Source organism: Zoogloea sp. (genome assembly GCF_028689785.1).
GTDB lineage: Bacteria > Pseudomonadota > Gammaproteobacteria > Burkholderiales > Rhodocyclaceae > Zoogloea.
The window spans coordinates 18364-31709 of the sequence record NZ_JAQVCN010000035.1; the positions used below are offsets into that span (position 1 = coordinate 18364).

At 63.2% G+C, this 13346-nt stretch carries 14 protein-coding genes; 9 read left to right on the top strand and 5 right to left on the bottom strand.

Features of this window, described 5'->3' with window-relative positions; all coding sequences use genetic code 11:
• Positions 1-81: 81 nt before the first annotated feature.
• Genes PHI64_RS14960 through mnhG form a run of 4 tightly spaced genes read left to right on the top strand, consistent with a single transcriptional unit; the run spans position 82 to position 2757 of the window.
• On the top strand, positions 82-1686 hold the full coding sequence (locus PHI64_RS14960) for a monovalent cation/H+ antiporter subunit D (protein WP_299884204.1): 1605 nt from the start codon (positions 82-84) through the stop codon (positions 1684-1686).
• Entirely contained in the window at positions 1683-2171 is a 489-nt protein-coding gene (locus tag PHI64_RS14965) for a Na+/H+ antiporter subunit E (protein WP_299884206.1), read from the top strand. Before PHI64_RS14960 ends, PHI64_RS14965 begins: the two co-directional genes overlap by 4 nt.
• A complete protein-coding gene (locus PHI64_RS14970; RefSeq protein ID WP_299884208.1) occupies positions 2168-2449 on the top strand; it encodes a K+/H+ antiporter subunit F in 282 nt (93 codons plus the stop codon). The genes PHI64_RS14965 and PHI64_RS14970 overlap by 4 nt, the downstream gene beginning before the upstream one ends.
• The gene (gene mnhG, locus PHI64_RS14975) at positions 2446-2757 is read left to right on the top strand and encodes a monovalent cation/H(+) antiporter subunit G (protein WP_299884210.1); all 312 of its coding nucleotides are present in this window, start codon (positions 2446-2448) and stop codon (positions 2755-2757) included. The genes PHI64_RS14970 and mnhG overlap by 4 nt, the downstream gene beginning before the upstream one ends.
• A gap of 9 nt (positions 2758-2766) precedes the next feature.
• Here mnhG and PHI64_RS14980 read toward each other — a convergent pair whose 3' ends face one another.
• Positions 2767-3936 (bottom strand): M20 aminoacylase family protein, encoded by a 1170-nt coding sequence (locus PHI64_RS14980; RefSeq protein WP_299884212.1) that lies wholly within the window; start codon positions 3934-3936, stop codon positions 2767-2769.
• A 92-nt stretch (positions 3937-4028) separates the two neighbouring features.
• Here PHI64_RS14980 and PHI64_RS14985 point away from each other — a divergent pair, with 92 nt between their 5' ends.
• Genes PHI64_RS14985 through PHI64_RS14995 form a run of 3 tightly spaced genes read left to right on the top strand, consistent with a single transcriptional unit; the run spans position 4029 to position 7020 of the window.
• Complete coding sequence (locus tag PHI64_RS14985; RefSeq protein WP_299884214.1) at positions 4029-4949, top strand: histone deacetylase; 921 nt, start codon at positions 4029-4031, stop codon at positions 4947-4949.
• A gap of 30 nt (positions 4950-4979) precedes the next feature.
• Positions 4980-5822 carry a MoxR family ATPase gene (locus PHI64_RS14990; protein WP_299884216.1) on the top strand — a complete coding sequence of 281 codons (843 nt, stop codon included), beginning with the start codon at positions 4980-4982 and terminating at the stop codon, positions 5820-5822.
• Positions 5823-5841: 19 nt separating this feature from the next.
• The gene (locus tag PHI64_RS14995; RefSeq protein ID WP_299884219.1) at positions 5842-7020 is read left to right on the top strand and encodes a VWA domain-containing protein; all 1179 of its coding nucleotides are present in this window, start codon (positions 5842-5844) and stop codon (positions 7018-7020) included.
• Positions 7021-7022: 2 nt separating this feature from the next.
• Here the strand turns inward: PHI64_RS14995 and PHI64_RS15000 are convergent, their stop codons facing one another.
• Positions 7023-7793, bottom strand: coding sequence for an MBL fold metallo-hydrolase (locus PHI64_RS15000; RefSeq protein WP_299884221.1), 771 nt, complete (start codon positions 7791-7793; stop codon positions 7023-7025).
• A 165-nt stretch (positions 7794-7958) separates the two neighbouring features.
• On the opposite strand from PHI64_RS15000, the gene PHI64_RS15005 reads away from it, so the two are divergent.
• Entirely contained in the window at positions 7959-8507 is a 549-nt protein-coding gene (locus PHI64_RS15005; protein WP_299884223.1) for a hypothetical protein, read from the top strand.
• 82 nt (positions 8508-8589) lie between these two features.
• Here the strand turns inward: PHI64_RS15005 and htpG are convergent, their stop codons facing one another.
• Complete coding sequence (htpG, locus tag PHI64_RS15010; protein WP_299884225.1) at positions 8590-10512, bottom strand: molecular chaperone HtpG; 1923 nt, start codon at positions 10510-10512, stop codon at positions 8590-8592.
• A 79-nt stretch (positions 10513-10591) separates the two neighbouring features.
• Between htpG and PHI64_RS15015 the strand changes: the two genes are divergently transcribed.
• Entirely contained in the window at positions 10592-12412 is a 1821-nt protein-coding gene (locus tag PHI64_RS15015) for an ATP-binding protein (protein ID WP_299884226.1), read from the top strand.
• Between the two features lie 12 nt (positions 12413-12424).
• Here the strand turns inward: PHI64_RS15015 and greB are convergent, their stop codons facing one another.
• Positions 12425-12976 carry a transcription elongation factor GreB gene (gene greB / locus PHI64_RS15020; RefSeq protein WP_299884227.1) on the bottom strand — a complete coding sequence of 184 codons (552 nt, stop codon included), beginning with the start codon at positions 12974-12976 and terminating at the stop codon, positions 12425-12427.
• Positions 12977-13080: 104 nt separating this feature from the next.
• Positions 13081-13314, bottom strand: coding sequence for a DUF3567 family protein (locus tag PHI64_RS15025; protein WP_299884228.1), 234 nt, complete (start codon positions 13312-13314; stop codon positions 13081-13083).
• Positions 13315-13346: the final 32 nt, after the last annotated feature.

The window sequence follows — 13346 nt, forward strand, 5'->3', positions numbered from 1 at the left end:
CCCCACCACCTCCCGCTTCCACTGTCAGCCGCACCGCCTGCCCGGCGCCATGCGTCATTCCGATCCTGTGGGGGCCATCCCATGAGCAACTGGCAACAACACTTGCCTATCCTGCCGGTGCTGCTGCCCCTGTGCGCCGGAGCCATCCTGCTGTTTCCGGGCGAGACACGACGCGGCTTGCGGGGCGCTATCGCTCTGGGCACGACCTTGCTTCAGCTGGCTGTCGCCATCGCTCTGCTAGCCATCACCGACGGCCATACCAGCGCGCCATGGAGCAGCGAAATCGGCGTCTACTCCCTTGGCAACTGGGCGGCCCCCTTCGGCATCGTGCTCGTGGTAGACAGGCTGTCGGCTCTCATGCTGACCCTCACCGCCATTCTGGGGCTGGCCACACTGATCTATTCCCTGGCCCGCTGGGAACGGGGCGGCAGTCACTATCTGCCCCTGTTCCAGTTTCTGCTCATGGGGCTCAATGGCGCCTTCCTGACCGGTGATCTGTTCAACCTCTTCGTGTTCTTCGAGGTATTGCTGGCGGCCTCCTACGGCCTGGTACTACACGGTTCAGGTCCGGTACGGGTCAAAGCCGGGCTGCACTACATCGCCGTCAACTTGCTGGCCTCGCTGCTCTTCCTGATTGCCGCCGCACTGATCTACGGCATCACCGGGACCCTCAACATGGCCGAACTGGCCCAGCGGGTCGCCCCCCTGGCCGGCAATGATCGCACCCTGTTTAATCTTGGCGCGATGCTGCTCGGCATCGTTTTCCTGATCAAGGCTGGTGCGTGGCCCCTGAACTTCTGGTTGCCAGCGGCGTATGGCGCAGCAACAGCCCCGGTGGCTGGCGTCTTCGCGATTCTGAGCAAGGTAGGGGTGTATGCCCTGCTCCGCTTCGCCGTCTTGCTCCAGGGCTCCGGAGCCCTGGTGCCCTTCGGCGGGGACTGGCTTTTCTACTGTGGCCTGGCCACCATCGCCACGGGCACACTGGGCGTGCTGGCCGCCCAGAAGCTTGAGCGGCTGGCCAGCTTCCTGGTCATCGTGTCCTCCGGCACGCTGCTCGCAGCCTTCGGTTTCTCCGGCACCACACTCACCGGCCCGGCGCTGTTCTACCTGGTCAGCTCGGTGCTTGGTAGCGGTGCCTTCTTCATGCTCATCGAAATGGCCGAACGCAATCGCGCGGCCGCTGCTGACCTACTGGCAATCAGCTTCGAGGCCTTTGGGCTGCAGGACAAGCGCGACTCGGAGCACCCCGACGAGATGGTCGGCGTGGCCATCCCGGCAGCCATGGCCTTCCTCGGCTTGGCTTTCATCTCATGCGCCCTGCTGCTGAGCGGCCTACCGCCCCTATCGGGCTTTACCGCCAAGTTTGCCCTGCTCTCCGCCGCGATGTCTGCCCCGCCGGCCGCGCCCACGCTGCATGCCGGCCTGTTCGTGGCCGCCTTGCTGCTGTCGGGCCTGGCGGGCCTGATGAGTCTGTCAAGGCTGGGCATACGCGTGTTCTGGAGTGCTGAACGCACAACGCCTCACCTGCAGTGGATGGAAGCGGCACCCGTGGCCGGCCTGATCCTTCTGTGCGTTGCCCTCAGCATTGGTGCCGGGCCCGCCTTGTCCTTCTTCAATGCCGCAGCCCGGTCGCTACACCACGGCCCCACCTATGTTGACGCGGTGCTGCAGGGGGGCGCGCCATGAAAAGGCCCCCTCTTATTCCGCTTCTGCCACTGGTGCTCGTGGGCACCTGGCTGCTTCTCAACGACAGCTTGAGCATCAGCCAGATGCTGCTCGGCATCGCCTTTGCCGCATTCGTCACCGTAGCAGTGAAGACCTTGCGCCCACTGCCTGCGTGGCCACACCGCCTGCATGCTGGCGTGGGCCTGTGCTGGCATGTTCTGATTGATATCGCCCGCTCCAACATCGCGGTCGGCAGGATTATCCTGGGGACGACACGACGCCAGCCACCGAGCGGCTTCATGAAGATTCCCCTGGATATGCACGACCCCCACGGCCTGGCCATGCTGAGCATCATCATCACTGCCACGCCTGGCACGGTATGGGCCGGTCACGATACCGAACACAACATACTCACCCTGCACGTACTCGACTTACAGGATGAGGCCACGTGGATACGCACCATCAAACAACGCTACGAACGCCCTCTGATGGAAATCTTCGAATGAACTCCATTCTTCCCATGGCCGTCCATTTTGCTCTGGCCTGCTTTGCCCTGGCGATGCTCTGCGCCATGATCCGCCTTCTGCGGGGCCCAACTGCCGAGGACCGCATCCTCGCCCTGGACACCCTCTACATCAACGGCATGCTGACCATCCTGAGCCTTGGTGTGGGTTTTGGCTCCGTGGTCTATTTCGACATCGCCCTGCTGATCGCCCTGTTCGGCTTTGTTGGCTCCGCGGCAATGGCCAAGTTCCTGCTGCGCGGGGAGGTGATTGAGCCATGAGTGCTGCGGACGTTCCTCTCTGGGCAGCCCTGCCCGCGGCACTGTTACTGATCTGCGGGGGGGTGCTGACCCTGCTCGGCTCCCTCGGCCTGTTGCGCCTGGATACGTTCTACGCGCGTCTCCACGCTCCGACCATGGGCAACACCCTGGGTGCCGGCTGCGTATTGCTCGCCTCAATCCTCAGCGCATCAGCTCTGGCCGGACGGCCGGTGATCCACGAAGTGCTGATCACCGTCTTCATTCTGCTGACCTCGCCGGTCACGACCATGCTGCTGATGCGCGCGGCAATGCTGCGCCGCCGCAATTAAGCCGAAACCTCAGACTGGAGCCAGCCAGCGCTGCACCAGGCGCACCCAGTAGGCCACACCGAAGGGGATCGCCGCATCGTTGAAATCGTAGCGGGGATTATGCAAGGTGCAGCCCCCCTCCCCTGGCCCGTTGCCCAGCCAGATGTAACAGCCAGGCTTCTCCTGCAGAAAGTAGGCAAAGTCCTCAGCCCCCATGCTCGGCTTCGGATCTATGCTTACCTTGCCGTCACCGCACACTTCGGCGGCCACCCGGGCGCAGAACTCGGCCTCAGGCACGGTGTTGATGGTGGGGGGGTAGCCACGCCGGTATTCGAAGCTCACATTGGCACCGAAGGCCGCGCCCACCCCGGCGCACACCCGCTGCATGGCGTCTTCCACCATCGCCTCAACTTCCGGCCGGAAGGCCCGCACGGTGCCACAGATACGGGCGATGTCGGGGATCACGTTATAGGCGTCTCCCGCATGGAACTGGGTGACGGAGAGCACGGCCGCGTCCTGGGGGTCACGGTTACGGCTGACCACTGACTGAAGGGCCTGCACCAGGGAAGCACCGGCCAGCACCGGGTCGATGCCCTGATGAGGCATGGCGGCATGGGCACCATGGCCCTTGATTTCGATGTCAAAACGGTCCGCGCAGGCCATCACCGGGCCGCGGTGGACGGCGATCTCGCCCAAGGGCAGGCCGGGCCAGTTGTGCAGGCCGAACACCGCCTCCATGGGAAATCGCTCGAAGAGCCCATCGGCAATCATCGCCGGCGCCCCCCCCTCTCCCTCCTCGGCGGGCTGGAAGATGAAGACCACCGTGCCGTCGAAATCAGGATTGCGAGCCAGATGTGCTGCCGCCCCCAGCAGCATGGCGGTGTGCCCGTCGTGGCCACAGGCATGCATGCGTCCAGGAATACGTGAATGGTGGTTGAAGTCGTTTTTTTCCTGGATGGGCAGCGCGTCCATATCGGCACGCAGACCGATCATGCGGCCACGGGTGCCGGCCCGGAGGACACCGACCACGCCGGTCTTGCCCACCCCGGTGTGAGTTTCGATGCCCAGGGCACGCAGGCGTTCGGCCACAATGGCGGCGGTGCGGTGCTCCTCGAAGGCAAGCTCCGGATGGGCGTGGATATCCCGACGGATGGCACTGATTTCGGCTTGATCGGCCCGCAGTTTTTCAAGAAGGTGCATGATGCGTCCCGATAGGCGGCCCCGATGGCCGTGACGGAAAGATGATAGCAGCGGGGCATGCCCCGCTCCACCGCAAGAAGCAGGCTCACCAAATGAAACTCTTTTACGCTGATCACTTTGTCCTGCCCCTCCCCGAGGGGCATCGCTTTCCGATGGAAAAATACGCCCGCCTGCGGGAGCGCCTGATGGGCTCCGGCCTGTTCGGGGCAGAGCACTTCCATGTCCCGGAGGCCGCCAGTGATTCCGAACTGCTCCGTGCCCACGATGCCGGCTATGTACAGCGGGTTGTCCGCGGCACCCTGGACAAGAACGATATCCGGCGCATCGGCTTTCCCTGGTCGGAGGCCATGGTGGAGCGCTCCCGGCGCTCGGCCGGCGCCACCCTGGCGGCCTGCCGAGCCGCTCTCGAAGACGGCTGCGCCGCCAACTTGGCCGGCGGCACCCATCACGCCTTCCGTGACCGGGGCGAGGGCTTCTGCGTTTTCAACGACGCCGCCATCGCCGCCCTGGCCATGCGCGCCGAGGGCCGGGTCGAGCGGGTGGCGATCATCGACTGCGACGTGCATCAGGGCAACGGCACCGCCGCCATCCTGGCCAACCGGCCAGAGTGCTTCACCTTCAGCATCCACGGCGCGCGCAACTACCCCTTCGACAAGGAAACCAGCGACCTGGACGTGGAACTGCCCGACGGCACCGGCGACGACACCTACCTCACCGCCCTGCAGGCCGCCCTCGGCCCGGTGTTTGCCCGGGGCAAGCCCGATCTGGTGATCTACCTGGCCGGCGCCGACCCCTACGAGGACGACCGCCTGGGCCGGCTAAAGCTCACCAAGGCCGGGCTCGCCGAGCGGGACCAGCTGGTGTTCGACAAGGTCCGCCAGCGCGGCCTGCCCATCGCCATCGCCATGGCCGGCGGCTACGCCCGGCAGATCGACGACACCGTGGAAATCCACGCCAATACGGTATGCGCGGCGGCACGCCACTTCCGTGCACGTCAGGTTGCCTCGCTATAATCAGGACAAAACCCCAACAAGGAATCCCCGATGCGCTTCGAAGGCTCCGACAACTACGTCACCACCCCGGATCTGATGCTGGCCGTCAATGCCGCCATCCGCCTGCAGCGCCCGCTGCTCATCAAGGGCGAGCCCGGCACCGGCAAGACCATGCTGGCCGAAGAGGTGGCTGCTGCCCTGGGCATGCCGCTGCTGCAGTGGCACATCAAGTCCACCACCAAGGCCCAGCAGGGGCTGTACGAATACGATGCGGTGTCGCGCCTGCGGGATTCCCAGCTGGGTGACGACAAGGTCAAGGACATCGGCAACTACATCGTCAAGGGCACCCTGTGGCAGGCCTTCGACGCCGACGTGCCCACCGTGGTGCTGATCGACGAGATCGACAAGGCTGACATCGAGTTTCCCAACGACCTGCTGCGCGAGCTCGACCGCATGGAGTTCCATGTTTACGAGACCCGCGAGACGGTCAAGGCCCGCCACCGCCCCATCGTCTTCATCACTTCCAACAACGAGAAGGAGCTGCCCGACGCCTTCCTGCGCCGCTGCTTCTTCCACTACATCAAGTTCCCCGACCGGGACACCATGCAGCGCATCGTCGATGTGCACTTTCCGGGCATCAAGCAGGCTCTGCTCAAGGAGGCGCTGGAGGTGTTCTTCGGCCTGCGCGAGATCCCCGGCCTCAAGAAGAAGCCCTCCACCTCCGAGCTGATCGACTGGCTCAAGCTGCTGGTGGCAGAAGAGATCCCCGTCGAGGCCCTGCGCTCTCCCGACCAGAAGGCCAGCATCCCGCCCCTGCACGGTGCCCTGCTCAAGAACGAGCAGGACATGCACCTGTTCGAGCGCCTGGTGTTCATGGCCCAGCGCAACCGCTGACGCACGGCATATCCACCCCATGCTGATCGACTTTTTCCTGCATCTCAAGGCGCGCAAGCTGCCGGTGTCCACCAAGGAGTTCCTGACCTTGCTGGAAGCCATCCAGGCCGGCCTGGCGGGGCACAGCATGGAGGGTTTCTACTTCCTGGCCCGCAGCAGCCTGGTCAAGGATGAATCCCACTTCGACCGCTTTGACCAGGCCTTTGGCGAGTACTTCAAGGGCATTGAGGCCATTCCAGGGCTGGAAGTGGACCTGCCCGAAGAATGGCTGAAGGCCATGATGCAGAAGCACCTGTCGCCGGAAGAGAAGGCAAAGCTGGAAAAGCTCGGCTGGGACAAGCTGATGGAGGAGTTCAGGAACCGCCTCAAGGAACAGAAGGGTCGCCACCAGGGCGGCTCGAAATGGGTGGGTAGCGGCGGCACCTCGCCCTTCGGCAACAGCGGCTATCACCCGGAAGGCATCCGCGTCGGCGGAGAATCAGCCGGTAACCGTACCGCAGTGAAGGTCTGGGACCAGCGGGAATACCGCAACCTGGACGATTCGGTAGAACTCGGCACCCGCAACATCAAGGTGGCCCTGCGGCGCCTGCGCCGCTTTGCCCGCCAGGGCGCACCCGACGAGCTGGATCTGGACGGCACCATTGCTGCCACCGCCCGCAACGCCGGCTACCTGGACCTGCTGATGCGTCCGGAACGCCACAACGCGGTAAAGGTGTTGATCTTCTTCGATGTAGGCGGCTCCATGGACGATCATGTGAAAGTGTGCGAAGAGCTTTTCTCGGCCTGCCGCACCGAGTTCAAGCACATGGAGTACTTCTACTTCCACAACTGCGTGTACGACCACGTGTGGCGCGACAGCCGTCGCCGTCACTCTGAACGCACCCCGACCCTCGACGTGATCCACAAGTACGGGCCGGAGTACAAGCTGGTCTTCGTGGGGGATGCCACCATGAGCCCCTACGAGATCCTGCAGCCCAACGGCTCCATCGAATACAGCAACACCGAAGCCGGTGCCGTATGGCTGCGCCGTCTGGCTGACGCTTACCCGTCCATGGCCTGGCTCAATCCCGAGGCGGAACGCACCTGGGACTATCGCCAGTCCATCGGCATCATCCGGCAGATCCTTGGCGAGAAGATGTTTCCCCTGACCCTGGATGGCCTCACCCGGGCCATCACCCACCTGTCACGCAAGCATTAGGTTCAGGGCACCCGGTAGTTTTCCTGGGTCATGATGTCCACGCCGCACTGCAGGTTCTCGATCCAGTCGAGGAAACGATTGACCATCACCTTGCCCTCGAAGCGGCAGCCGTGCTGGGGCACGATCATTTCCACATCCAGCTGGCGGACCATGTTCACCCAGAAGCGGCAGATCTTGTTGGAAATCATGTAGCGGCGGTGGAAACCGGCCATGGTGATCACGTGATCGTCAAAATCGGTTACCGGCTGGGCGGCCTGATCGTGGTCGACAAGGGACGCGCCCATGTCGCCAGAAAAGAGGATCTTCGACACCGGGTCGTAGAACTGGAAGTTGCCCTCGGAATGCATGAAGTGGGCCGGGAGTGCCTTGATCTTGCTGTCGCCGAGGGCGATGTTCATGCCCTCGTCGGGAATGCCCAGGATGCGGGCGGTGTAGTCCTTGCCAGTGGTGAAGTGGGGAATGAAGCGCGTCCACAGGCGAGAGATCATCACCTTGCAGTGGGTGGACACCATCCACTTGTTGAGGGAGGCGATGATGTCCGGGTCGGCGTGGGTGGCAAAGATGAAGTCCAGCCCCCGGGACGGGAAGAAACGCTGCATGGACATCAGCAGACCGTTGTAGGTCATGTTGCCACCCGGGTCGATCAAGGCCCCGTGATCACCATCGACAATCAGAAACTGATTGCACTGCACGGCATGGTCTGCCTCCTCGTCCACCAGATCATAGAAGGCCAGACAGGCATGCTTGCCATTGTTGAAGAGTTCGACAGCCATGGAAATCGTTACAGGGAGTGAAATCGGACCGCTACTTTATCCGACTCGCCTGATGTGGAAAACATCACACTCAATGTCATTGATCGTAGTCAACGTATTGCCTCGTCACGGGTGACTCTTTGCGGTATCTTGGCCCCCCTGTTTCATGTATTGATGGAGTCCTGCTTGAGAACATCGGTCCTGCTGCTGTCCGTAGCGTGCTTCGCCCTGCTGTCCTCCGGCAGCGCCTCGGCGCTGGGTCCGTCCCCATCCCGTGGGGGCCTTTCTGCCACACCCGGGTCGGCGACCGCCTTCGGAGGCGTACACGCGCCAGGGCAAGTCGGAGTACGCCCTGAAGATCTACGCCGTCCGTCATCCACCCTTTGCGGACCAGGCAGTCGTACGGGCACAGGGCTGAGCACAACCCGTCGAGATCCGTCCGGGCGCATCCAGATCTCCGGCGGAGACGCCGGCCAGATTGGCCGCAACGGCAATATCTACAACTGTTCGGGCACGGGCGGCAGCGGCAAGATCCGCGCCAACGCGGGAGCGGGCAAGGCCAGGTCGGCCTACAACGCACGCACCAATACCCTCAACGCAGCGACCGACGGATACGTAAACCGCTCCGCCACCAGCTCAATGATGCCGCGCAAGACGCCGTCGATGTACGACCCCGCCACCGGCGTGCTGCGGACCACCCGCAAGCCCAGCGCCTACGACATCTACCAGCGGTAAACGAAATACGGGGGCAGTCCCTTTCAGAACGGCCCCCGCCTTGCCTACATCGCCGGCGCCCCGAGACGCCGGCGGAACATCATCACTTTCCGTTCATGGCCAGCATCAGCTGGTTGATGCGCTTCACGAAGCTTGCCGGATCATCCAGCGTGCCGCCTTCGGCCAGCAGAGCCTGATCGAAGAGCACCGCAGCCCAGTCGTCAAACTGCGCATCTTCGTACTTCAGGCGCAACACCACCGGGTGGCTGGGGTTGATCTCGAGAATGGGCTTGGAGATCGGCATGTTCTGCCCCGCCGCCTTCATCAGGCGGGCCAGGTTCATGCCCATGTCGTGCTCGTCGGCCACCAGGCAGGCAGGCGAGTCGGTAAGGCGATGGGTGACGCGGACTTCCTTCACCTTGCCTTCCAGGCTGGCCTTCATCTTGTCGAGCATGTCCTTCAGCTCGCCGGTCTCCTTCTCGACGGCAGCCTTTTCGGCTTCGTCTTCAAGCGAACCCAGATCGAGGCCGCCCTTGGCAACGGACGCCAGCTGCTTGCCTTCGAACTCGGTCAGGTTGCCCACCACCCATTCATCCACGCGATTGGAAAGCAGCAGCACCTCGATGCCCTTCTTGCGGAAGATTTCCAGGTGCGGGCTGTTCTTCGCGGCGTTGAAGCTGTCGGCGGTGACAAAGTAGATCTTGTCCTGGCCTTCCTTCATGCGGCCGATGTAGTCGGCCAGGGATACGACTTCCTCGGCGGTATCCGCCTGGGTGGACGCAAAACGCAGGAGGCCGGCGATCTTGTCCTTGTTGGCGTGGTCCTCGCCGACGCCTTCCTTCAACACCTGGCCGAACTCCTTCCAGAAGGTGACGTACTTGTCTTTGTGGTTCTCGGCGAGGTCTTCGAGGAGGCCCAAGACCTTCTTGGTGCAGCCGGCGCGCAGGGTGTCGATGTCCTTGGACTCCTGCAGGATCTCCCGGGAGACGTTGAGCGGCAGGTCGTTGGAATCCACCACCCCACGCACGAAACGCAGGTACATGGGCATCAGCTTTTCGGCGTCGTCCATGATGAAGACACGGCGCACGTAGAGCTTCACCCCGTGGCGGGCCTGGCGGTCCCACATGTCGAAGGGCGCATGGCCCGGCACGTAGAGCAGCTGGGTGTATTCGTGACGGCCTTCCACCTTGCTGTGGGTCCAGGCCAGCGGCGGCTCGTAGTCGTGGCCGACGTGCTTGTAGAACTCGGTGTATTCCTCGTCGCTCACCTCGGACTTGGCACGGGCCCACAGGGCGTTGGCCTTGTTGACCGTCTCGTCCTCGTCGGTGACAACCTGCTCCTTCTTCTCTTCGTCCCATTGCTCCTTCTTCATCACGATGGGCTGAAGGATGTGGTCGGAATACTTCTGGATGATGGAGCGCAGCTTCCAGCTGGACAGCAGATCGTCCTGGTCATCACGCAGATGCAAGGTGATCTCGGTGCCACGGTCGGCCTTGTCGATGGGCTGAACCGTGTACTCACCGGCGCTGTCGCCGGTCATCGAGCACTCCCACTGCACCGCCTCGGAGGCAGCGAGACCGGCCCGACGGGTACGAACCGTAACCTTGTCGGCGACGATGAAGGCAGAGTAGAAGCCGACGCCGAACTGGCCGATCAGGTGAGCGTCCTTTTTCTGGTCGCCGGTAAGCTTGCCGAAGAACTCCTTGGTGCCCGACTTGGCGATGGTGCCCAGATTGGTCACCACCTCATCGCGGCTCATGCCGATGCCGTTGTCGGCGATGGTCAGCGTGCGGGCAGTCTTGTCGAGGGCCACGCGAATCTTCAACTCGCCATCGTTTTCAAACAGCCCACCGTTTTCGAGGGCTTCGAAACGCAGCTTGTCACAGGCATCGGACGCATTCGAAACCAGCTCGCGGAGGAAGATCTCCCGGTTCGAGTACAGCGAATGGATCATCAGGTGCAGCAACTGCTTCACCTCGGCCTGGAAATTCAGGGTTTGCGCGGACGACATTTGCTCGACAGTCATAAAGCTTGCTCCATGGGGACCGTTAACACCGGGCATATGGGTCCGCCCCTCCGACTTTCAAGCCCCTCGCTTCCAACTTATGGAACGACTTCCCCTGTCTTCCTCACTTCTCTCAAGCGCCAAGACCAGCGCCCACGAGACCGCTCAGGTCTCCCACAGCAATTCATCCCTGCGTCGTTTCCGCTTCGCCGTGTGGCTGGCCTTCGCATTGCTGGCCTCGCTGATCGTCGGCGTGGCCCTGTCCCTCATCCGTTTTGACCAGGAACAAGCCCTGCAGCGGGCAGAGTCAGAGCTCCTCGGCCTGACCCGCGTACTTGAGGAGCACGTAGCCCGCAGCTTCGGCGAGACGGACTCCGCCATATCCGAAATCGCCGGCCAGGTGGCCCAGCGCGGCAGTCTGGATGCCTTTGGCGAGCGGGAGCTGCAAACTCTGCTGCGCCAGCGCAGCACAAACCTGCCCGAGGCAGATTTCCTGTTCGTGGAGCGGGAAGATGGCAGCATCGCCGCGGATTCGAACAGTCCGGCTGAGGGTGCGCAGTCTTCCGGGCATAACGCTGGCCGCAAACCCACCATACCCCCACTGCTACGTGACGGTGTGGAGATTGGCAGCCCGACCCGCAGCCCCACCTCCGGTCAATGGGTAACGCCCCTCAGCCGACAGATCTTCGACCCCCTCGGCAAATATCTGGGCACCGCTGGTGCCGCCATGAGCCACCGCTATTTCGAGGGCGTATACCGCGAACTCGGCCTGTCGCCTCAGGACACCATCCTGATCCTGCATGCCGGCCGCGCCATCACCCTGATCCGCTACCCCCAGGCCGATGGACAGATCGGCGCCAGTGTCACCGACTCGCCAGCCATCGGCGCCGACCTGCAGCAGCGCAGCATGATCGTCACAGTCTCTACCGCCACAGACCCGGTCGAGCGCATCACCGCCTACCGCCGCCTGGCCGAATTGCCGCTGATCGTCGCCACCAGCCGGTCGGTGGACAGCGCCCTGACCGACTACTACGAGCACCGCGACCGCATTCTCGCCGCAGCCGGCGTCATGCTGGCCCTGCTCGGCGCTCTGGCCATCCTGTTGAACCGGGACACCATGCACCGGGACAGAGAGCGCGCCGCTCTGGCCGAACTCAACGCCACCCTCGAACAACGGGTGCACCAACGCACCGAGGAGCTTGAGCATTCCAACCGGGAGCTGCTGAGTTTCAGCTACTCGGTCTCCCATGACCTGCGCGCGCCCCTGCGGGCCATCAACGGCTTCTCCCATGCTCTGGCCGAAGACTATGGCGACCGTCTCGACGAAACCGGGCAGAGCTACCTGATTCGCCTGCGCCGGGCCAGCCTGCGCATGGGCGAGCTGATCGACGAGTTGCAGAAGCTGGCCAGCGTCTCCCGCCACACCCTGCGCATCGAACACACGGATGTCAGCGCCATCGCCCACGAGATTCTCGACGAACTGGCCGCCACCAGCCCCGAACGGGCGGTGCAGAGCCACGTGGAAGCCGACCTGAGCGCGGACGCTGACCCCGTGCTGATCCGCAATGCCCTGCAGAATCTGCTGGCCAACGCCTGGAAGTTCACCCGCGACAGCCAGCCCGCCCTGATACACGTTGGCGGACGCCCCCATGGTGACGAAAAACTGTTTTATGTGACCGACAACGGCATCGGCTTCGACATGGCCCATGCAGCCAAGCTCTTCCAGCCCTTTCAGCAATTGCACCGACGGGACGGTTTCGAGGGCTCGGGGATCGGGTTGGCCAGCGTGCGCCGGGTGGTGGAGCGCCATGGCGGCGCAGTGTGGGCAGAGTCTTCACCGGGCACCGGTACAACCATGTTTTTCACGCTTCCGCGCAGCCCGGCGATGGTGCGCAGGCCCCGGGAAAAGCTCAACGCCTGAGGAGCTCAGCTCTCACACGTAGCGGATCTCGACCACCTCGATTTCACGCAGCCCGGCCGGGCTGGCAAAGCGGATCACATCCCCCTCCCGCGCCTTGAGCAAGGCGCGGGACAGGGGCGCAATCCAGCTGATGCGCCCCTCCGACGCATTGGCTTCATCCACGCCGACGATCTGATAAGTCTGCTCGTCCGTCCCGTCGACGTCGCAAACGGTCACCGTGGCACCAAAGAACACCTGCTCGGTGTTCTCCTGCTCGGAGGGTGTCACCACCGTTGCGCTTTCCAGGCGCTTGATCAGGAAACGGATACGCCGGTCGATTTCGCGCAGACGCTTCTTGCCGTAGATGTAATCGCCATTCTCCGAGCGGTCGCCGTTGGACGCCGCCCAGCGGACGGTCTCCACCAGCTGCGGACGCTCGTCCCGAACCAGATTGTCGAGCTCCAGGCGCAACACCTCATAGCCCCGGCGGGTCATGTAATTACGGGTGCCGGGCGGCAAGCTCGGCACCCCGGGCAGCGACTCTTCGTCGTCTTGGTCGTTTTCCTTCACGAAGGCCTTATTCACCCTGGCGAACTCCGGAGATGCTGTTTGGGGAGACGAATGTTAGGGGCCACCCGCCGGGCTGGCAAGTTGCCGCGGCAGGTGGCCCCTTGGAGTGCGCCGGAACTTCAGTGATAGACGGCCGGCTGGGTCATCAGGGTGTCGTAATCGGCAATCCAGTTCTCGAATTCATCCATCTCGGTCGCCGACGCGCTGAGCTCACGCAGCTCCTGCCGAAAACGGCGTGCCGCCTCATCACGGAACAGCATCCCGACCCCTCGCCGTTTGTCGATCACCTCGACCGCATCGACATTCGGGTAGTCCACCACGTAAAGCACCGGATTGTTGAGCATGATGTTCATGGCCGTTCTCCTGATTGCTGGGTTTTACCGCG

Coding starts and splice junctions, on each gene's coding strand:
- PHI64_RS14995 (WP_299884219.1), top strand. CDS start 5,842: ATGCTGATCGACTTTTTCCTGCATCTCAAGGCGCGCAAGCTGCCGGTG.
- PHI64_RS14960 (WP_299884204.1), top strand. CDS start 82: ATGAGCAACTGGCAACAACACTTGCCTATCCTGCCGGTGCTGCTGCCC.
- htpG (WP_299884225.1), bottom strand. CDS start 10,512: ATGACTGTCGAGCAAATGTCGTCCGCGCAAACCCTGAATTTCCAGGCC.
- PHI64_RS14970 (WP_299884208.1), top strand. CDS start 2,168: ATGAACTCCATTCTTCCCATGGCCGTCCATTTTGCTCTGGCCTGCTTT.
- PHI64_RS15025 (WP_299884228.1), bottom strand. CDS start 13,314: ATGAACATCATGCTCAACAATCCGGTGCTTTACGTGGTGGACTACCCG.
- PHI64_RS14985 (WP_299884214.1), top strand. CDS start 4,029: ATGAAACTCTTTTACGCTGATCACTTTGTCCTGCCCCTCCCCGAGGGG.
- PHI64_RS14990 (WP_299884216.1), top strand. CDS start 4,980: ATGCGCTTCGAAGGCTCCGACAACTACGTCACCACCCCGGATCTGATG.
- PHI64_RS14980 (WP_299884212.1), bottom strand. CDS start 3,936: ATGCACCTTCTTGAAAAACTGCGGGCCGATCAAGCCGAAATCAGTGCC.
- PHI64_RS15000 (WP_299884221.1), bottom strand. CDS start 7,793: ATGGCTGTCGAACTCTTCAACAATGGCAAGCATGCCTGTCTGGCCTTC.
- mnhG (WP_299884210.1), top strand. CDS start 2,446: ATGAGTGCTGCGGACGTTCCTCTCTGGGCAGCCCTGCCCGCGGCACTG.
- PHI64_RS14965 (WP_299884206.1), top strand. CDS start 1,683: ATGAAAAGGCCCCCTCTTATTCCGCTTCTGCCACTGGTGCTCGTGGGC.
- PHI64_RS15015 (WP_299884226.1), top strand. CDS start 10,592: ATGGAACGACTTCCCCTGTCTTCCTCACTTCTCTCAAGCGCCAAGACC.